Source organism: Streptomyces sp. GL_148 (genome assembly GCF_057834205.1).
In genome coordinates this window covers 96,595-115,632 of sequence record NZ_JBYQMC010000002.1, presented here as the reverse complement: position 1 = coordinate 115,632, position 19,038 = coordinate 96,595, and the positions used below count along the sequence as shown (strand labels likewise).

Genomic DNA, 19,038 nt, shown 5'->3' with positions numbered 1-19,038 from the left:
ACCAGGGAGTTGCCTTAAATTCCGCACGGGTTAGACTTAAGTGGTGTTATTCGACAGTCGGTCAAGTCGGAAGTGAGCTGGTTACTCACTTTGGCTTGTCGCTGTGGGGATGGCGTATCGAGGGCGGCGGGTGCAGGCTATGAAGCCGTCGAGGGTTGAAGCCCGGTATCGAAGGGGTGTGTGGCACCCCCTGTCGTTGGAGGTCAGGACGCTGAAGGTGATCACGATGGCGTCCTTGCCGTGCTGTTTGACCGGGTTCCAGTGGGAACTGGTGCGGTCGGCTGGGCAGCGGACCTGCCGGGTCTTCCAGTTGATGGTGAAAGCGTTCTTCTCGAAGCCTTCGGCTGCCTTGGCCTGCGCGGAGTGGTCCAGGAGGGCTGGAGTGACCATACGGATACCGTCTTGCACGGCCTTGGTGATCAGGTCGGCCGACGGGTAGCCGGAGTCGGGGTGGTGCCCTGCCGGTTTCACGCCGTGCTCCGCGAGCTTGTGCTGGATGGGGGCGGTAGCTTTCACGTCCGGCACGGTCGCGTCGGTGGTATGCACATCGGTGATCAGATTCGGCTTCACCCCTGCCCCTGCCCCTGCCCCTGCTTCGGCTTCGGCTTCGGCTTCGGCTTCGGCTTCGGGGAGTGTGCCGCACGTTCCGGTGGGGTGGATCTTGTAGCCCAGCCAGAACAGGTCGTCGTCCTTGGCCGCCCAGCGTGCGTCCGCGTCGCAATGGGAGGCCAGGCGGAGTTGGCCGCGCGGGACGCCGTCGCCGGCGTCCCGCTTCCTGATCACCTGCCGCCCCGGGCATCGCTGCGGATGATGCAGGTCTGCACGAGGACCTGCCGCAGCAGGCCCACAGCCTCGATCTCACGGATCCATGCCGGGGTATCACCGGCCCAGGCGGCCGGCCCGCCACAAGGCCAGGGCGTCCTGGCCGAAGACTTGGGCGAGACGGCCGCGCTTCGTCTTCGAGGACGGCATCCGCCAGCCGTCGGTCCCGGGCCCGTACCGCTCGGCGAACTCCAGGACACCGACCTGTCCGGCCAGCCAGGACGGGACCGTAGCAACGAGCGCCCCCAGGCGGCCCGCACACCTCCCCGGCCAGCTCGAGGCGGTTCAAGTCCCGCACTGCACTGAGCATTTTCAACTTGGCCACTGATCGGGTGACGAGGTGGTGGTGAAACGGGCAGAGCCCCCGGGCTGTTGAGCAAGGTATCGATGCTCAACTCTTCAGCCTGGGGGCTCTGTTGGTTCCCTGTCGTGCCGTACTCGATGTTGCGCATGCCCTCGTGGAGTGGGTGACGATGCTGATCGTCACCCGGGAGGGTGACCGCCGGTGCAAGCTGCCGCCCTCCGAGCGGGCCCTGGCCGCACTGGTGTACCTGAAGAAGAACGACACCCTGACTCAGATCGCGGCGGGTTTCGGGATCAGCGTGGGTACCACCCACGCCTACGTTCACGGCGTTGTGGCGCTCCTGGCAGGCCGGGCGCCGGGCCTGACCGCGGCTTTGAGAACGGCGGACGCCCGGTATGTCCTGCTGGACGGGACCCTCGCCGAGTGCGACCGGGTTGGTGACGGCCGCGCCGACTGCTCGGGCAAACACCGCCGCCACGGGGTAAACATGCAGGTCATCACCGCGCTGGACGGAGCCCTGGTCTGGATCTCACCCGCTCTCGCGGGCCGGATCCACGATCTCACCGCGGCCCGTCGGCACCGGATCATCGCCACATGCATCCGCCTCGGCATCCCCGTCCTGGCGGACAAGGCCTACCAGGGGCAGGGCCCCGGAGTGTTCCGGGAATGTCCGGTTTGATCACATGGGCGGCGGCTGGTCCTGGGCATGAAGCGAGCACGGCACCTGTGGATCATGGAGTTCTCTAGGCTTCACGATCTGCAGGGGTGCCGTGCTCGTCGCTTCATCTTCCCGTATGGCCGTCGCGCCCGTGTGCGCGCCCCTGCTGGCGCGGTCGCCGACCGAGTCGGAGCCGCCCGTCCCGGACGGCCTGCTGCAGGCCTTGGCCCAGGTGCCTGATCCACGTGATCCGCGTGGGGTGCGCTACCGGCTGGCGATCGGGGTGTGCGCGATGACCAGTGCCGGCCACAACTCCCTTGTGGCGATCGGCGAGTGGGTGAGCCGCTGCGACCAGCAGGTCCTGGCCGTCCTCGGCTGTCCCTTCGACCCGATCGGCGGGCGGGTGCGGCGCCCCGACGAGAAGACCCTGCGCGACGCCTACGGCAGGGTCGACCCGGCTGAGCTGACCCGGGCCGGCTACGCACGACTGGCCGTCCTGGCCCAGCAGACAGCGGCCCAGGAACCGAGCGTGCAGAATCCAGAGGGACTGGCCGAACGCGAACCGTGCCGTGCCCACCGCTCCGCCGGCGGCGAACCCCGGCCCCGCCCGCGGCGACGGGCTCTCGCGGCCGACGGCAAGTGCCTGCGCGGGGCGAAGCGCCCAGACGGCTCCAAGGTCTACGTCTTCTCCGCGGTGCGCCACCAGGACGCGCTGACTGTCGCCGCCCGCGAGGTCGGCGCCAAGACCAACGAGATACCCGAGATCCAGCCCCTGATGGAACAGATCCCCGACGAGGAACTGGAGGATGCCGTGGTCACCCTCGACGCCCTGCACGCCCAGCGCGAGCACGCCCGCTACCTCGTTGAAGAGCGCGGCGCACACTACCTGCTCAGCGTGAAGGGCAACCAGAAGAACCTCGCCCGGCAGCTGAAGTCCCTCCCCTGGAAACAGATCCCGGTCCTGCACCGCACCAGCGAACGCGGCCACGGCCACGGCCGCGAGGAGATCCGCGAACTCCAGGTCGCCAGCGTCAACGGGCTCCTGTTCCCGCACGCCCGCCAGGTCGTCCGCACCCGCCGCCGACGCCGCCCACTCGGCACGAAGAAGTGGACGGAGGAGATCGTCTACGCGGTCACCGACCTGCCCGCCGAGCAGGCGAGCGCCGACGAGATCGCGGCCTGGGCCCGCGACCACTGGACAATCGAGAACAGCGTCCACTGGGTCCGGGACGTCGTCTTCGGCGAGGACGCCCGCACCATCCGCACCCGCAACACCCCAGCCATCATGGCCACCCTCGGCGACCTCGTCCGCAGCACACTCCGCGCGGCCGGCTGGGTCAACACCGCAAGCGCCAGACGCGCCCACACCAACCCCGCCACCATCCTCCAACTCCACGGCATCACATGATCAAACCGGACATTCCCGGAACACTCCGGGGCCCTGCTACCAGGGAGCCGGCGACATCGTCGCCGTCCCACACCGCCGGCGACCCGGCAAAGACCTCACCGTCAAACAGAAGTCCGTCAACCGGGCACACTCCCGACTCCGGTGGCCCGTCGAGAGAGCCATCGCCCGGATCAAGACCTGGCGCATCCTCCGCAAAGCCCGAACCAGCCCGAACAAACTCACGTCAATCACCAAAGCCATCCTCACCCTGGAGGGGCACCGCTGAAAAGGTTCAGTGCCCGGAACAGCACGGCGCGGTCGTCCGCACCGATCCGCTCGCCCGGACCGGTACGGGCTTTCACCGGCACGGCAAGCGCCGGGCGCCCGCCGGCCCGGTACCTGCGCCACCACGTGCCCGCCGAGCGCTCCGACACCCCGAACGCCCCAGCCGCCTGCCGGTACGGACCCAGCCGCCCCGACTCCGGTGCGGCCACCACCCGCAGCCGCACCACTTCCTGCACCGCCGCCCGTCACCCGAACCCGTCACACACACCCAACGAAACCGGGCAGTCAAAGAGTTTCGATTCAGTATGCTTCTAATCTGCCCACTGAAGATTCTAGGGCCAGCAACGACGCCAGGGAAGGAAATCGGAGTGCGCAAAGAAAGAAAGTGGTGCCGAAATGAGTGAAACATACTCTGCAGATCCGGCCCGTACAGACGAGGACAAACTCGTAAACCTTGATTCGGCTATTAGGGATCAGGTGCCCTCCTGGGTGGCCTATTCGGGCTACTTTGAGGTGCAGCACGTCAGTAGTAGTGGCGTCACCTTTCAGAACGCTGAGGCCATCCCCATCGGAAGCCCGGAGATTTCTTACGCGAACACCTGGTACATCGGCTCTACGACCCTGGTCAACAGCAGTGACGTCGAGCAGACACTGTCCACCCAGTCGTTCAGCCAGGCCATAAACGAAACTCTGAGCACTTCCGTGACGCGGGGTCTGAGCGCCACCGCCACTGTGGGCGCCTCATACACGTACTCCGGGTTCGCGGTCAACACCACGCTCAGCACGACCGTCAATTTTAGCAAAACCGAAACCCAGACCTCCTCGGTCACGCAGACGTACACAGCGCCGTCCCAGAACATCAAGGTCCCTGCCCACAGCAAGGCCGACGTCGCTGTCGTGCTGCAGCAGGCCAGAGCCACCGGCCGGCTAGCCCTGAACACCGACCTCGGCGGCAACGCAACTTTCGATGTGTATCGCCCCTCAAGGCACCACTTCGACGTCCCGATCTATGGAATCCTAGGCCCGCTGCGATACGGCGGAATAAAATATAAGGTCCACCCGCCTCCCTTGCCTACCGGGATCACGGTGGACGACGCCACACAGACCGTCAAGTTCGACGGTATCGCCAGTTACACCGCCAATTATGGCACTACCATGTCCGTACAAGTCGCCATCACCCCCTATGGCGTCGGCCTCGCGCCCGCTCCGTCCCAGGCCCCTTCTACCTACGAATACAAGATCTTTCCCGAGGTGGACACTGAGCGGGTAAATCCCCTGGAAATTTAGCCGCCCCAGGAGGTCTATTCACGAGATTCTCGGGCTGGTTGTCGTTGATCACGGAAGCGGCCCTGCTCGGTAGCGTGACGTTTTGCGACAACGTCAGATTTCTACCGGGCAGGGCCGTTGGGATGGAACGTTACGACGGGGCTGGACGCAGATCAACTGGATGCGCTGGTGGCCCGTGTCTATGCCGAACTGCGGGCCGTGATCTTGTTCCGCTTTGACGGACACCTTTGGTGTGTTGGTCAAGCCGCCAAGGCGGTCTCATATTCGGCGGGACTACGGTAGCCGAGACTGCTGTGGAGACGGTGCAAGTTGTACCAGCTCTCTGGGCGTGATCCGCTTTGACGGACATCTCAGAGGGCGTTTGAAGTAGGCGGATTGCCCTTTGTTGCCCTAGTACGTCCCTCGCCAGGTAGGTGTGGTTTCGTCCGTTATTCGCTTGGCGAGGTTGTCGATCGAGGCGATGTAGATCATGACTTCGGAGCTGGTGGTGAGGGTCTCGTAGTCGCGGGCGAGGCGGCGGTGCATCATGATCCAGCCGATGCTCCGCTCTACCACCCAGCGTCTTTTCAGTGGGCGTTAAGTCTGTTTCTGGTAGCGGCCTCGTCCGGGTTGGGTGAGGAAGCCTTGGCGGGTGAGGCGTCTGAGGCGGCTGCGGGTGATGTTGACGGATGCTTCGTCGGTGGGCATGTCGAGGAGTTCGTGCAGGTCGCTGGCCCGGAACGCCTGGTCGGGGTGCTGGTTGCGTCGCCGATGGTCTGGTAGGCGGTGCTCGACTCGGGCGGATCGGGTTCGGTGCCGGTAGGTGCGAGTTCGGTGATGACCTTGCGGGTGGTGGCGAGGTCCGCGAGGCGAGCTTCGGTCTCGGTGAGGGCGGCGGTGAAGTGTGCGATCTGATGGCGGAGTTCGTCTGCCCGGGCTGTGGCCTGGTTCTCCCGGAGGTGAAGGTCCACCAGGAGTTCGGTGATGTTCACGCGGCCAGCCCGATGGTGTCGCGCCAGGTCGGCGTGGGTGTGGTGAGGCGGCGGGCCATGTTGGCGGTGGAGGCCCAGTAGACGCGCGAGGCGGAGGTGTCGGGCCGGTGGTCGTACTCACGGGTCAGACGCCGGTGGAGCATCAGCGTGCCGTTCGTCTGCTCGACCACCCACCGCTTGGGCTGCGGGACGAACCCTTTGCCCTGGTCGGCAGGGTTGCGGCGGACGACCTCGACGCCGATGTCCAGCAGGGCGCCATGAACGATGACCGCTTCCTTGAAGCCCTGGTCCACCAGCACCTTCTCCAGGCGCATTCCGCACCGCTCGGCGGCCTGGTCGAGCAGGGCGATGCCGGCTGCGTTGTCGTGCGCCGAGGCAGCCATGACGACGACGCCGATGATCAGCCCCAGAACGTCGACGGCCAGTCCCCGCTTGCGCCCCGACACCTTCTTGTTCGCATCCAGCCCCGTCGTGGCCCTGGGAACACCCGCCGCAGCACGGACGGACTGGGTATCGATGATCACGAGGGACGGGTCCTCTAATCGGCGGGCCCTCTCCCTGACTTGGCAGCGAAGGAGTTCCTGGATCCGCTGGTCAAGCCCGCCCTGGCGCCACAACCTGAAGTAGTAGAACACCGCCGACCAGGCCGGGAAGTCATGTGGCAGGAATCGCCACTGACAGCCCGTCCGGTTCTGATAGAAGATCGCGTTCACGACCTCCCGGAGGTCGCAGGACCCGGGATCTCCGGTCGCCGACCGCGCCACCCTGTCCTGCTTCCAGGCCGTGATCATCGGCTCGATCAACGCCCACTGCTCGTCCGATAAGTCGCTGAGGTACGGCTCTCTCTCCACGCCCCGCATCTCAGCATGGACATGCTCACCAGGCGGCCCGGACGGCGATCAGTACCACGATCGAGCGATCACGAACCGAGGAAGGTCGGACTTAACGCCCACTCATGACGTGGAAGCCGCGCTTTTCCGGGTTGCGGTTGACGACTTCGACGTCGATTCCGAGGCGGGCGCCGTGCTCGACGACGGTGTTCTTGAAGCCGGTGTCCACCCAGCTTTTCGCGATGAACCTCTTCCAACCTGACGGGTGGTTGGATCGGGGTTCCCGGTGGTGGGCATGAAGAAAGCTCCTGGTAGACGGGTTCACGACCAAGATCACCAGTCCGCCAGGAGCTCTCGTGCTTGTCTGCCCGTCCGCCATCGATCTGTCCAGCCGCACCCTGCAGCACCTCTCCGGTCTTCTCGCAGGTCACCGCCGCCGCATTGAACCTTTTCAGCGGTGCCCCTCCAGGGTGAGGATGGCTTTGGTGATTGACGTGAGTTTGTTCGGGCTGGTTCGGGTTTTGCGGAGGATGCGCCAGGTCTTGATCCGGGCGATGGCTCTCTCGACGGGCCACCGGAGTCGGGAGTGTGCCCGGTTGACGGACTTCTGTTTGACGGTGAGGTCTTTGCCGGGTCGCCGGCGGTGTGGGGCGGCGACGATGTCGCCGGCTCCCTGGTAGGCCTTGTCCGCCAGGACGGGGATGCCGAGGCGGATGCATGTGGCGATGATCCGGTGCCGACGGGCCGCGGTGAGATCGTGGATCCGGCCCGCGAGAGCGGGTGAGATCCAGACCAGGGCTCCGTCCGGCGCGGTGATGACCTGCATGTTTACCCCGTGGCGGCGGTGTTTGCCCGAGCAGTCGGCGCGGCCGTCACCAACCCGGTCGCACTCGGCGAGGGTCCCGTCCAGCAGGACATACCGGGCGTCCGCCGTTCTCAAAGCCGCGGTCAGGCCCGGCGCCCGGCCTGCCAGGAGCGCCACAACGCCGTGAACGTAGGCGTGGGTGGTACCCACGCTGATCCCGAAACCCGCCGCGATCTGAGTCAGGGTGTCGTTCTTCTTCAGGTACACCAGTGCGGCCAGGGCCCGCTCGGAGGGCGGCAGCTTGCACCGGCGGTCACCCTCCCGGGTGACGATCAGCATCGTCACTGAGGGGCACCGAAGAAAACGGACTGTGCTTGCGCGAGAAACTTACGCTGCGAGCTGTATCTTCTCGTATTCGCGGTGAACCTCTTGCGGGGTCTTGTACCCAAGTCCCGAGTGCAGGCGTCTACGGTTGTAGAAGACTTCTATGTACCGCACTATCGCCTTGCGTGCGTGTTCCCGGGACGGGAAGGTAGTGCGATACACGAGTTCGTTCTTAAGGGCTCCGAAAAAAGACTCGGCCATGGCGTTGTCCCAGCAGACTCCGGTCTTGCCGACCGAGGGCCGCATTTGCATCCTTTGAAGTTTCGTTCGGAACTCTTGTGAAGTGTACTGGGCGAGTTCAACCGATCGATGCAACACCAGGTTTTTGAAGTGAGCGTAGTGATACTTACCTTGACCAAAGGATAGGTAAGTGGCAAAGCGCACGACCCCGTACTCGGCAGAACTCAAAGAGCGAGTAGTGCGGGAAGTACTCGACAAATCACGCCCCCACGCGGATGTCGCCAAGGAGTTCGGTGTCACCGAGAGCTCGTTGAGTCGTTGGGTCGCCCAGTACCGGAAGCGGCACCTCGCAGGCGAACCGATGGCAGATTCCATCGCCGCGGACGAGCGTGTCCGCGAGTTGGAGAAGAAATTGCAGGAGGTCACCACCGAACGGGACTTCCTAAAAAAAGCGGCAGCCTTCTTTGCCCGCGACCATCGGTGACCGAGAAGTATGAGTTCATCGACGGCGAGAAGGACAATTTCCCGATCACGGGCATGTGCACCTGGCTTGACGTTTCCACCTCTGGTTTCTACTCCTGGAAAATGCGACCGGCTTCGCCCACTTTTGAGCGGCGTGAAAAACTGAAGCTCATCATTCGTCATGTCTTCGACGAATCCGATGGCACCTACGGATACCGCCGAGTTCACGCCGCCCTCGGCCGCAAGGGCGTCGAGGCAGGGCCCGAGCTGGTGCGTCTCCTGATGCGGGACCTGGACCTGGTCCCCTGCCAGCCAAGGCCCTGGCGGATCACGACCGTGTCAGACAATGATCAGCCGGCACTCCGGGACTTCCTCGGACGCGACTTCACGGCCGCCGCTCCCGGACAGAAACTGGTGGGAGACATCACATACATCCACACCTGGGACGGCTTCCTCTACCTGGCGACGGTGATTGACTGCCACACCAAGGCCGTTGTCGGCTGGTCCATGGCGAACCACATGAAGACATCCCTCATCTCGGACTGAGGGGCACCGAAGAAAACGGACTGTGCTTGCGCGAGAAACTTACGCTGCGAGCTGAATCTTCTCGTATTCGCGGTGAACCTCTTGCGGGGTCTGAGGGGCACCGAAGAAAACGGACTGTGCTTGCGCGAGAAACTTACGCTGCGAGCTGTATCTTCTCGTATTCGCGGTGAACCTCTTGCGGGGTCTTGTACCCAAGTCCCGAGTGCAGGCGTCTACGGTTGTAGAAGACTTCTATGTACCGCACTATCGCCTTGCGTGCGTGTTCCCGGGACGGGAAGGTAGTGCGATACACGAGTTCGTTCTTCAGGGCTCCGAAAAAAGACTCGGCCATGGCGTTGTCCCAGCAGACTCCGGTCTTGCCGACTGAGGGCCGCATTTGCATCCTTTGAAGTTTCGTTCGGAACTCTTGTGAAGTGTACTGGCTTCCTCTGTCAGAGTGAAATATGCATCCATCAGCGAGCTTGATATTGCCCGCTGCCATGTCGACGGCGTCCGAGATGAGGGATGTCTTCATGTGGTTCGCCATGGACCAGCCGACAACGGCCTTGGTGTGGCAGTCAATCACCGTCGCCAGGTAGAGGAAGCCGTCCCAGGTGTGGATGTATGTGATGTCTCCCACCAGTTTCTGTCCGGGAGCGGCGGCCGTGAAGTCGCGTCCGAGGAAGTCCCGGAGTGCCGGCTGATCATTGTCTGACACGGTCGTGATCCGCCAGGGCCTTGGCTGGCAGGGGACCAGGTCCAGGTCCCGCATCAGGAGACGCACCAGCTCGGGCCCTGCCTCGACGCCCTTGCGGCCGAGGGCGGCGTGAACTCGGCGGTATCCGTAGGTGCCATCGGATTCGTCGAAGACATGACGAATGATGAGCTTCAGTTTTTCACGCCGCTCAAAAAGTGGGCGAAGCCGGTCGCATTTTCCAGGAGTAGAAACCAGAGGTGGAAACGTCAAGCCAGGTGCACATGCCCGTGATCGGGAAATTGTCCTTCTCGCCGTCGATGAACTCATACTTCTCGGTCACCGATGGTCGCGGGCAAAGAAGGCTGCCGCTTTTTTTAGGAAGTCCCGTTCGGTGGTGACCTCCTGCAATTTCTTCTCCAACTCGCGGACACGCTCGTCCGCGGCGATGGAATCTGCCATCGGTTCGCCTGCGAGGTGCCGCTTCCGGTACTGGGCGACCCAACGACTCAACGAGCTCTCGGTGACACCGAACTCCTTGGCGACATCCGCGTGGGGGCGTGATTTGTCGAGTACTTCCCGCACTACTCGCTCTTTGAGTTCTGCCGAGTACGGGGTCGTGCGCTTTGCCACTTACCTATCCTTTGGTCAAGGTAAGTATCTCTTGCATGGCGGGAGTCCGCGAACTTCGGGGCACCTCAAACCCACCCCGGCAAGCCCCCGAACAGCGAAAACGACGGAACTACAGCTGCCGTGACCGTGCCCAGTTTCTGCTTGCGGCCGAATCCCGCCGCCCGCAAGCGGCCCCCGCCACGCCGGTCGTGCAGGACCGGCTCGCGGGCGGCCGCCCACTTCGGGGCGATCTCTTCGGTCAACTCGCCGAGATGCTGGCGGGACACACTGGACAGGGCAGGATGAGCACAGGCCGCACGGGCCCAGGATCGCTTCACAACCATGCTCAACCCGTGCGGCCCGTCTCATGTCACGGCCCAAGCCGAGCCGATCTCGCATTGCTCCCCAACTCGTAAGCCCCCGGCACAGCGATAGAACACATCACCTGCCTTGATCACACTGACAGGTTCCGCCGGGATTTTGAAACAGCCCTGGGGCCCTCGACTTTCGCGGTTTTCGCAGTCGCTCGGGCGGGTGGGAGTGCTGGCGTTCGGTGCCTGGGGGCTTGGCGTTGGCCGTAGGCTGCGGCTGTGGATGAGTCGCTTGTTGCGCGGGTGCGCTTGCTTGATCAGCAGGGTCGGTCGGTGAAGACGATCGCCAGGGCGACGGGGATGAGCGCCGGAGATGTTGTAGGGGTGCTGAATGGCGCGGCGGAGGCCTCGGGGTCGAGTCGCGGCGGGCCTCGTTGCTGGGTGAACGCCGGCTGGAGCCGCAGTGTGGATCTTGAGGGTGTGCCGCAGTGGGCGGGCCATGATCTCGGGGCTTCCGATGCGGAGGCGGGGCGCGGTCTGCTTACGGTGCTCGTCGCCGCGGACAGCACGCGCTCGACGAAGGCGCAGGTCGCGGGGTTCCTGTTGGACGTGTGGTGTCTGGGGGTGAAGAACGCACTCGCCCCGGAGCCGATGAGTGAGAGTCGGCTGGCCGGACACCGCGGGCTCTACTTCAGCGCCTTCGAGGGGCATGTGCAGGTTCCGGCCGATCTTGCCCGTGCTCTGGTGTTCGGTGCTGCCGCCTACGCGCGCGGCTTCGGGTTCGAACCCGAGGGAGAACTCGCCGAGGAGTTCATGGAGGCCGCCGTGCTGCTCGGCGAGCCTGCGGGCCCGAGCCCGATCGGCTTCGGCCGGGATGGCAAGCCCTTCTTCGTCAACGGCCCCTACGACGATCCCGAGGTGGTGTTGCGGACTCTGCGGCGCGCGGTCGGAGACGACGGTTTCCACTTCGAGGTCGCCTTCCCCGAGCAGCCGTCGCCGCGACGTCGCTTGTTCGGGCCGCGCCGGTAGCGATCGGCGCGCTGGAGCCGAACAGCGGTTCCCACCTGGGTGGGTGACAGGCAGGCTGTTCTAGCCCGTGGTGGGCCGGGGCGTCGGCAGCATCGGTGTTGTGGCGGCCGCGCCCGGGGAGGGGAAGCCGATGCCCGCAAGTCCGGTGGTGCCCGCGTCGCTGCTGGGGAAGCTGCGCGTGTTCACTACGCCGGGGTTCACGACGTTCACCGCGATGATGACGGGGCTGGTTGCGCAGACCGGGGCCGGCACGGTGACCGGGATGCTGACCGGGGCAGGCTTGGCCCGGGCCTGGCCGCACGACCGGGCCCATGCCTTCTTCTCCCGGACCCGCTGGAACGTCGACATCCCGGGGATCATGCTGGCCCATCTGATCGCCGACACGCTACTGCCGCAGGGGTGTGGCGGTCACGGTCGCGGTCGACGACACCTTGTTCAAGCGGAGCGGGAAGAAGGTGTTCGGTGCCGCGTGGCAGCACGACGGCGCCGCCAAAGGCCCGAAGCCGGTCGGGCGCGGAACGTGCTTCGTGGTGGTCGGGATCGTCGTGGAACTGCCGTTCCTGGCCCGGCCGGTGTGCCTGCCGGTGATGGCCCGGCTGTGGCGGCCCAAGACCGGACCGTCGAAGGTCGAACTCGCCGCGTCGATGGTGAAACTGCTGGCCGTGTGCCTGGACCGGCCCCTGCACGTGGTGGCGGACGCCGCCTACCACGGCAGGGCCCTGCGCCACCCGCCCGAGACGATCACCCTCACCACCCGTGTGCCGGCCAGCGCCGTGCTGTTCGACCTCGCGCCACCGCCGACCGGGAAGCGCGGCCGCCCCCGCCTCAAGGGCGCCAGGCTGGGCACGCCCGCCGAACTCGCGGAGACCGCCACTTTCACCACCACGCGCGTCGCCCGCTACGGCCGCACCGACCAGGTCCACATCGCCGATGTCCCCTGCCTCTGGTACGGCTCCTTCCACACCCAGCCCGTCCGCATCATCCTGATCCGCGACGAGGACACCACCACCGGCTACGACCTGGCACTGGTCACCACCGACCTCGCCACCTCCGCCGCGGCGCTGGTCACCCGATACGCCTGGCGGTGGTCCATCGAGACCACCTTCGCCGAAACCCGCACACTGCTCGGCGTCGGACAGGCCCGCAACCGCACAGAGAACGCCGTCCGACGCACCGTCCCGTTCGGCCTATACTGCTACTCGGTCACCGTCGTCTGGTACACGTTGCACGGCCACCATCCCAGCGACGCCGCCGACCACCGCGCACGAGCCCCCTGGTACACCACCAAGACCGAGCCGTCCTTCGCCGACATGCTCGCCAAGCTCCGCCGCGTGATCATTGCCGCCCGGTTTCTCCCCCTCACCCCAGGCCAGCCGACAGGCGCCGAAATCCAGGCCGTCCACCAAGCCTGGGCCCAGGCAGGCCTCCAACACACAGCCTGATCACGCAAGCTCCGCGAGAACAGCGAAAGTCGAGGGGGCCCAGACGGGTGATAATTTCTTACGGCTGCCGATGGTTCGCGAGCTAGCGCTATTCCTGACGTATCTTCGCTGCACCGATACGTCAGGAGCCAGAGACAATGAACAGACTCGTAGGTAAGAATTTTGATTCCCCGGACGAAACTAGACGCTTCGACAAGGGACGGCTCGATCTACTGAACACCGACCGGGGCCAGGTCGGAAGGGCCACCTTCGAACCCGGCTGGCGCTGGTCCACCCATGTCAAGCCGATTGCTGACACTGACAGTTGCCGGTTCGCCCACACCGGCTACATTGTCAGCGGACGGGTGAAGGTCGTCATGGACGACGGTGAGAGCCACGAGTACAAAGCTGGCGACTTCATGGAAATCCCTCCAGGACATGATGCTTGGGTGATAGGCGAGGATCCCTGCGTTGCACTGGACTGGACCGGCTTCGGGGACTACGCCAAGCCAATGTAAGGCTGCCGATCACCCGATTTCTCCCAGCAAGCTCCGGGCTTCAGCGGTGGGCCACGAACAGTCGGCCTGTCGGGAAGCCCAGCTTCACCGTTTCAACGTCTGTGAATCCGGCCTTGTGGAGCTTGCCGGTCCACTCCTGCTCCGAGAGGAGCTTCCGCTGCATGAACTGTTGGTGGTAATAGGTGACCACGGCGCTGAACCGACGCTCACGAGCGTTGCGCAAGTAGGGGACGGCTTCGGTGAGGGCCATGATCCCCCCCGGCCGGAGTGCGTCGCGGCACCTGGCCAGCACCGCGTCGGCGAGGTGCTCCTCCTCCGGCATCATGTCGTGGAAGACGAAGCCCGCGTGAATGACGTCGGCGCCCTCCAATGGGCTGGGGTCGTCGGCAACCGACTGGATAGAGCGCTCCAAGACGGTGAGCCGGTCGCCCATGCCGGCTTGTTCGGCGGCCTTCTCAGCGGCTCGGCAGGCACCTGCGTCCAGGTCTAGGCCGATGCCGGTGGAGCCGGGGATGTGCTGGAGCACTTCGATGAGCAGGCGGCAGCTCCCTGCACCGAGGTCGGCGATCCGGCTTGGCTCGGCGCTGAGAATCCGCTCAAGCGCGGCCGGGTAGAAGGCGAGCGAGCCCATCCACTGAGAGCTGATCGCGACTTCGCGCCCGTCCCGCCGGTAGCGCCGGCCCGCCGCCTCGGGATCGATAAAGAACTCGCGGGCATGTTCGATGAACGGCCGGTTCGCGTTCATCGCCCACGACACATAGCCAGCGCGGTGCAGGATTCGCGGGAAGTCCGGGACGGTCCGGTACTCCTGGGCATCAGGGCGGACTGGCTCGATGATGCCGGCACACTCGATGGCCTCCAGGTAGCGGCCTGTTGCCTCCAGGGGGAGGCCGGTGTGAGCGGCGAGGGATACGGCGTCGAAGGTGCTGCCGGGCTTGATGAGGTCCATGGCTCCGAGGCGGTCGCCAATCTCAAGGAACGCGGCAGCCGCGGCGATGTCGGGGGCCTCCCCGCTGTGCTCGATCTCGCTCGCCAAGTTCCGGACGGTTTCAGGGAAAGACATGACACTTCCTCCAAACTTGTCGCTTTAGCCACGTTAACGCCTTTTTTAGCCTCCGGCTTGGCACTGTCACCTTGTTCGGCGGCCTGGGATGATCTTCGGGTTGTCGGTGTCTGGGGAGGGGAGCCGTGGTGTCGGATGTGGTGCCGTCGTACAAGAACCACCGGCATCCCGTGGAGGTCATCTCGCACTGTGTGGCTGTACTTCCGCTTCCCCCTCAGCTACCGCAAGGCCGAAGAGTTCATGCTGGAGCGCGGCGTGGTCGTCTCCTACGAGACGGTCCGCCGCTGGTGCCTGAAGTTCGGCCAGACCTAGGCCAGCAGCCTGCGCCGACGGCGCCCACGACTGGGCGAAAAATGGCACTTGGGCGAGGTGCTCATGGCCCTGCAGCCGTCCGCAGCCGACGTCCAGATACACGTCCGGTTCCCATACGTGTATCTGGACGCGACCTACTGCAAGGCCAGGGTCGAGCACCAGATCGTGTCCCGGGCCGTGGTGATCGCCACCGGGATCACCGAGGACGGCGGCCGCGAGGTACTGGGGGTGATGGTCGGGGACAGTGAGACCGAGGTGTTCTGGACCCAGTTCCTGCGTCACCTGCGCGAACGCGGTCTGACGGGGGTCCGGCTCGTGATCGGCGACCACCACAGCGGCCTGGTCAAGGCCATCCGCAAGGTCATGCTCGGGGCCGCCTACCAGCGCTGCCGCGTTCACTGAAGCCGTCAAGAATCAACCTGTTGCTTCGGGGTCAGCGGCTCGTTGGCCTGGTATGGCGATCACGGAGGAGATTCTGCCCCAGCTGGGCTGCCGTTTCGCGGTGTTGCTGCCGCATCTGAACGAGCGGCAGCGGCGTCTGGCGGTGGCGGCCGAGGCACGGCTGCTTGGCTACGGCTGGGTGTGCGCTGCGGCCCGGGCAGCGGCCGTCAGCGAGACCACCGTGCGCCGGGGGATCACGGAACTGGAAGCCGGCACCGGGCCGCTGCCCGGCGGACGCATCCGTATCGAAGGCGGAGGTCGTAAACCGGCCGATGAGATCGACCCCGCCTTGGCGAACGCGCTGATGGCCTTGGTCGAGCCGGACGAGCGTGGCGATCCGGAATCTCCGCTGCGCTGGACAACGAAGTCGTTGCGCCATCTGGCCGAGGAGCTGACCCAGCAAGGGCATCCGGTCTCCGCACCGACGGTGGGCCGGCTGCTGAAGCAGGCCGGCTTCAGCCTGCAGGCCAACGCCAAGGTCCTGGAAGGCGCTCAACATCCCGACCGTGAAGCCCAGTTCCGCTACCTCAACGAGCAGGTCAAGCAGCACCAGGGGGCAGGCGAGCCGGTGATCAGTGTGGACACCAAGAAGCGCGAACAGCTCGGCCGCCTGCCCATGGCCGGACGCGAGTGGCGGCCCAAGGGCGATCCGGTGCAGGTCGAGGACCACCACTTCTTCTTCAGCGGACCGGATGTTGAGCAAGCCATCCCGTACGGGATCTACGACATCGCCCGAAACACCGGCTGGGTCAGCGTCGGCGTCGACCACGACACCGCCACCTTCGCCGTCCCCGCCGCTCTCGCCACCGACGGCGTCAAGTGCTGGGCGGACAAGGCCTACCAAGGTGCGGGTGCTGCCGTCCGCGTCCCGTTCCGGGGCAAGAACCTTCGCGGCTGGCGCCGACGTCACAACCGGGACCACGCCAAGATCCGCAGCCTCGGCGAACGCGCCATGGCGACCCTCAAGTGCTGGCGACTCCTGCGGAAGCTCCGCTGCAGCACCACCCGAATCACCGCAGTCGTCCGAGCCGTCGGCGCCCTCGAACTCGCCAACTGATCAAGATGGAAAAGGCTCACTGCCGCTCGTTCAGGTGAGGGAACAGCACCTCGAACCTCAACGCGAGTTGATCACTGACCTCGCCGGATATGCGAATACCACACAAACGAGCCAACCACGGAAAGCAACACCTTGATTCTCTGCAAGCCCGTACGCAGTCGTAGCACCTTGCCAAGCTGGGTGCCAGGCCCGGGCGGAGACCAGGGTCTGGCACCCAACTTTCTATTCAAATGGCGCGTCGAGAGACGGCTGGGCGAAATCCTTCAGGCCCGGAGCCCCTGGACCTGAATTTAGGGTACATTCCCCTACCACGGGCTCTATTTCGCATCCGTCCTTAGGGTTACCCCACCTCTCTGGAATATTCATCCACGAATATTCTCCAGAATACGAGCCAAACTGTCGCCAGTCGAAAGCTATCGCTCGAGAGCCGTCCCAGCGGGCGCCAGCCCCTGTGACATCCGCCAGACTGCTGCCATTGGGGAGGGTCTTGTAGACGTGGATTCCAGCTTTCGGGTAGACCGCATGAGAGCCCTCGGCGGAGAAAGCCTGCAGATGGATGCCGTCGCTCCGCTGCTCGAGTCGCAAGTTCTTGTCCCCGAAGTCGAACGTTTGGGACCACGAATGCTGACTTAGAACGATACTGCGCGGAAGGCCCTGCTCGAATCGCACTGTGAGATGCTCCCAGTCACCCACATGATTACCGAATGTAGCCCATCCACCTATGCAGGTATTTCCCCATTGCATTCCGAGGCAAACGCGTTTGCCGTTATTGTAAGGATAGAACATCCAGTAGATTATGTCGGTGGTTTCCGTACTTCTCCCCGAAGAATCAACCTTGGGTATGATCTCGGCGTACATTGGGGATTCCGAGACTGGCTGCCCATTCAAGAACGTTGGATCCGTGCATGACGGGCACCCAAGAGGTTGATTTGTGACTAGGTGGCCATATGAGCGATGCGTATTTGCGAGAAAGAACTCGACGCCAGACGGGTTGTAGGTTTCCCGCGGGGCTAGGTACACATCGGGCGCGAAAGCCCGTGCCCAGGAGGCGGGGACTTTACCTTGCTGTGCTTGAAATGTCGATATTTTCCGCTTATCGAGCACGCGGTAACTGGAGTCTGGACCCCGGTAGTCATGAGAGCTCGTGGCACGGAATGTGGATGCGGTAAGGCCGATATGATCCTTCGCGTCAGTCTGCCAAATGCTGACATCCCGATCTGCACCCGATCCGGCATCATCCCATATCTTCGTCCACCTTCCCTGATATGTTAGATCCGAGCGCACGCATCGCACGGAATCACGGGAAGGCTTACTGTAGGATGAATTTGCTACAGTTCCGAGGCACGTATAGCCTGCCGGGGCTAGCGGTTCCCAAACCGACCCGTCAAGATCTCCCCCCGACCCTCTATCGTTCCAGATTTCTCGAAAGTCTACTGGAGGCGCGAGAGTAACGCCATCATCCTTTACGAGAAATGCATTCAAAGGTGCGGTCGAGTGAGAATCCATGGCTACGTCACCGATGCTTCTGAATCCGGGATGGCTTCCCGAGTTCGGTCTCCATATTGAGACGTCTCCATTTGCCCCACTTCCGGAATCATCGTATATTTTAATGAAGGAGGAAATGGGTATTATTTCCAGGCTGGGCGAGTTTTCCGCCGCGCTGTAATTCGTCTCTGACCGCGCGTGCGCGGCGGAAGCGGAGAGTGGCACCAGGGAAGCCGTCACGACGGCCACGAGGCCGCTGAGCAAGGCGCGAAGTCTCATCAACTCTCCTTTTCACCTGCCGGAAGAATGCCCGTGTTACTTATCGGTAAGTTTTAACAGGGCGCCTCTGGAGGGTCAATAGCCTGGCCGGACATCCTGCATCCCTATGTCTGGGGGTTTGATATTTAGTGATTGCGATCACGAATCTTTCGGATGTCGTCGGCCGGGTTCGTTTGCGGATCATCGCTGCCGCGACCCTCTGATCTGCGGAAACCTCGGTGAATCGTGGGCGATCAAATCCGGAGACGAGGCCATGAGAGTCCGTGATCGAAATATGCACAAGTGATTACTGAAAACCTCGCCCCGTCCGGTGTGACTCAGGCAACGGCACGTCCAGGGCCCCGGAGTGTTCCGGGAATGTCCGGTTTGATCATGTGATGCCGTGGAGTTGGAGGATGGTGGCGGGGTTGGTGTGGGCGCGTCTGGCGCTTGCGGTGTTGACCCAGCCGGCCGCGCGGAGCGTGCTGCGGACGAGGTCGCCGAGGGTGGCCATGATGGCTGGGGTGTTGCGGGTGCGGATGGTGCGGGCGTCCTCGCCGAGGACGACGTCCCGGACCCAGTGAGGCTTATTCACGGGGGTTCGTAGCCCGATTTCCTTGATCATGAAGAGGGCCCTGCTCCGTAGCCTGATGTTTGCGAAGACGTCAGTAGCCGTTGTCGTACCGAGAGGTTCGCTTGGTGGTCGAACGAGGGTTCCCGGTCGGGTGGTCTTCTGGTGGCACGGGCATGAAGGCAGGGCCTCCTGCACAGCTCGTGGGTGTCGAATCCATCCGAGCAACAGGAGGCCCTGTTGTCGCAGTCTTCCGTGCCGACGCCCGCCGGGTCCAACTCGGTTACCCGGTCGTGTGATTGCCTCGCCCATCAGTACGGGAACGCGGGCGACCATGCCGAGCGTGCGCCCGCCTATCCCTCCGAC

The 19,038-nt window shown here is 64.1% G+C and carries 16 protein-coding genes and 9 pseudogenes; 12 read left to right on the top strand and 13 right to left on the bottom strand.

Going from position 1 to position 19,038, the window contains the following annotated elements; translation table 11 throughout:
* Positions 1–81: 81 nt before the first annotated feature.
* Entirely contained in the window at positions 82–783 is a 702-nt protein-coding gene (locus AC3IYI_RS39945) for a hypothetical protein (protein WP_489411999.1), read from the bottom strand.
* A 455-nt stretch (positions 784–1,238) separates the two neighbouring features.
* Between AC3IYI_RS39945 and AC3IYI_RS39940 the strand changes: the two are divergent.
* The 3 genes and pseudogenes from AC3IYI_RS39940 to AC3IYI_RS39930 form a co-directional block, all read left to right on the top strand.
* Positions 1,239–1,775: pseudogene (locus tag AC3IYI_RS39940) on the top strand (transposase); the annotation flags it as partial.
* A 145-nt stretch (positions 1,776–1,920) separates the two neighbouring features.
* Complete coding sequence (locus tag AC3IYI_RS39935) at positions 1,921–3,192, top strand: ISAs1 family transposase (RefSeq protein ID WP_489411998.1); 1,272 nt, start codon at positions 1,921–1,923, stop codon at positions 3,190–3,192.
* A gap of 52 nt (positions 3,193–3,244) precedes the next feature.
* Positions 3,245–3,457: pseudogene (locus AC3IYI_RS39930) on the top strand (transposase family protein); the annotation flags it as partial.
* On the opposite strand, the gene AC3IYI_RS39925 reads toward AC3IYI_RS39930, so the two are convergent.
* The gene (locus AC3IYI_RS39925; RefSeq protein ID WP_489412254.1) at positions 3,435–3,665 is read right to left on the bottom strand and encodes a helix-turn-helix domain-containing protein; all 231 of its coding nucleotides are present in this window, start codon (positions 3,663–3,665) and stop codon (positions 3,435–3,437) included. The pseudogene AC3IYI_RS39930 and the gene AC3IYI_RS39925 overlap by 23 nt on opposite strands.
* 187 nt (positions 3,666–3,852) lie before the next feature.
* On the opposite strand from AC3IYI_RS39925, the gene AC3IYI_RS39920 reads away from it, so the two are divergent.
* The gene (locus tag AC3IYI_RS39920) at positions 3,853–4,743 is read left to right on the top strand and encodes an ETX/MTX2 family pore-forming toxin (protein ID WP_489411997.1); all 891 of its coding nucleotides are present in this window, start codon (positions 3,853–3,855) and stop codon (positions 4,741–4,743) included.
* A 390-nt stretch (positions 4,744–5,133) separates the two neighbouring features.
* Here the strand turns inward: AC3IYI_RS39920 and AC3IYI_RS39915 are convergent.
* From AC3IYI_RS39915 to AC3IYI_RS39890, 6 genes and pseudogenes are all read right to left on the bottom strand, one after another.
* Positions 5,134–5,313, bottom strand: a pseudogene (locus AC3IYI_RS39915) (transposase); the annotation flags it as partial.
* Positions 5,310–5,714: a hypothetical protein gene (locus AC3IYI_RS39910; protein WP_489411996.1), complete on the bottom strand. Its 405-nt coding sequence runs from the start codon at positions 5,712–5,714 to the stop codon at positions 5,310–5,312. The pseudogene AC3IYI_RS39915 and the gene AC3IYI_RS39910, both read right to left, overlap by 4 nt.
* Positions 5,711–6,574: an IS5 family transposase gene (locus tag AC3IYI_RS39905; protein ID WP_489411995.1), complete on the bottom strand. Its 864-nt coding sequence runs from the start codon at positions 6,572–6,574 to the stop codon at positions 5,711–5,713. Before AC3IYI_RS39905 ends, AC3IYI_RS39910 begins: the two co-directional genes overlap by 4 nt.
* A gap of 85 nt (positions 6,575–6,659) precedes the next feature.
* Positions 6,660–6,788: pseudogene (locus tag AC3IYI_RS39900) on the bottom strand (IS5/IS1182 family transposase); the annotation flags it as partial.
* A gap of 207 nt (positions 6,789–6,995) precedes the next feature.
* Entirely contained in the window at positions 6,996–7,688 is a 693-nt protein-coding gene (locus AC3IYI_RS39895; protein ID WP_489412253.1) for a transposase, read from the bottom strand.
* A gap of 48 nt (positions 7,689–7,736) precedes the next feature.
* Positions 7,737–8,027, bottom strand: a pseudogene (locus tag AC3IYI_RS39890) (integrase core domain-containing protein); the annotation flags it as partial.
* Between the two features lie 76 nt (positions 8,028–8,103).
* Here AC3IYI_RS39890 and AC3IYI_RS39885 point away from each other — a divergent pair.
* Positions 8,104–8,397, top strand: a complete 294-nt coding sequence (locus AC3IYI_RS39885; RefSeq protein ID WP_489411963.1) for a transposase — start codon at positions 8,104–8,106, stop codon at positions 8,395–8,397.
* Positions 8,394–8,921, top strand: a complete 528-nt coding sequence (locus AC3IYI_RS39880) for an IS3 family transposase (RefSeq protein ID WP_489411994.1) — start codon at positions 8,394–8,396, stop codon at positions 8,919–8,921. Before AC3IYI_RS39885 ends, AC3IYI_RS39880 begins: the two co-directional genes overlap by 4 nt.
* Before the next feature lie 133 nt (positions 8,922–9,054).
* On the opposite strand, the pseudogene AC3IYI_RS39875 reads toward AC3IYI_RS39880, so the two are convergent.
* Positions 9,055–10,227 (bottom strand): annotated as a pseudogene (locus AC3IYI_RS39875) (IS3 family transposase).
* Positions 10,228–10,796: 569 nt separating this feature from the next.
* On the opposite strand from AC3IYI_RS39875, the gene AC3IYI_RS39870 reads away from it, so the two are divergent.
* On the top strand, positions 10,797–11,546 hold the full coding sequence (locus AC3IYI_RS39870) for a hypothetical protein (protein ID WP_489411993.1): 750 nt from the start codon (positions 10,797–10,799) through the stop codon (positions 11,544–11,546).
* Between the two features lie 60 nt (positions 11,547–11,606).
* On the opposite strand, the gene AC3IYI_RS39865 is transcribed toward AC3IYI_RS39870, so the two are convergent.
* Complete coding sequence (locus tag AC3IYI_RS39865) at positions 11,607–11,894, bottom strand: hypothetical protein (protein WP_489411992.1); 288 nt, start codon at positions 11,892–11,894, stop codon at positions 11,607–11,609.
* A gap of 50 nt (positions 11,895–11,944) precedes the next feature.
* On the opposite strand from AC3IYI_RS39865, the pseudogene AC3IYI_RS39860 reads away from it, so the two are divergent.
* Both AC3IYI_RS39860 and AC3IYI_RS39855 read left to right on the top strand, forming a co-directional pair.
* A pseudogene (locus tag AC3IYI_RS39860) lies at positions 11,945–12,988 on the top strand (IS701 family transposase); the annotation flags it as partial.
* Positions 12,989–13,125: 137 nt separating this feature from the next.
* The gene (locus AC3IYI_RS39855; RefSeq protein ID WP_489411991.1) at positions 13,126–13,485 is read left to right on the top strand and encodes a cupin domain-containing protein; all 360 of its coding nucleotides are present in this window, start codon (positions 13,126–13,128) and stop codon (positions 13,483–13,485) included.
* Between the two features lie 40 nt (positions 13,486–13,525).
* Here AC3IYI_RS39855 and AC3IYI_RS39850 read toward each other — a convergent pair whose 3' ends face one another.
* A complete protein-coding gene (locus tag AC3IYI_RS39850; RefSeq protein WP_489411990.1) occupies positions 13,526–14,548 on the bottom strand; it encodes a class I SAM-dependent methyltransferase in 1,023 nt (340 codons plus the stop codon).
* Between the two features lie 128 nt (positions 14,549–14,676).
* On the opposite strand from AC3IYI_RS39850, the pseudogene AC3IYI_RS39845 reads away from it, so the two are divergent.
* The 3 genes and pseudogenes from AC3IYI_RS39845 to AC3IYI_RS39835 all read left to right on the top strand — a co-directional run.
* Positions 14,677–14,932, top strand: a pseudogene (locus AC3IYI_RS39845) (IS6 family transposase); the annotation flags it as partial.
* Between the two features lie 27 nt (positions 14,933–14,959).
* A pseudogene (locus AC3IYI_RS39840) lies at positions 14,960–15,259 on the top strand (transposase); the annotation flags it as partial.
* Between the two features lie 55 nt (positions 15,260–15,314).
* Entirely contained in the window at positions 15,315–16,358 is a 1,044-nt protein-coding gene (locus tag AC3IYI_RS39835) for an ISAzo13 family transposase (RefSeq protein WP_489411989.1), read from the top strand.
* A gap of 222 nt (positions 16,359–16,580) precedes the next feature.
* Here the strand turns inward: AC3IYI_RS39835 and AC3IYI_RS39830 are convergent, their stop codons facing one another.
* Both AC3IYI_RS39830 and AC3IYI_RS39825 read right to left on the bottom strand, forming a co-directional pair.
* Entirely contained in the window at positions 16,581–18,122 is a 1,542-nt protein-coding gene (locus tag AC3IYI_RS39830; RefSeq protein WP_489411988.1) for a Vps62-related protein, read from the bottom strand.
* 370 nt (positions 18,123–18,492) lie between these two features.
* Positions 18,493–18,696 carry a hypothetical protein gene (locus AC3IYI_RS39825; RefSeq protein ID WP_489411987.1) on the bottom strand — a complete coding sequence of 68 codons (204 nt, stop codon included), beginning with the start codon at positions 18,694–18,696 and terminating at the stop codon, positions 18,493–18,495.
* Positions 18,697–19,038 lie beyond the last annotated feature (342 nt).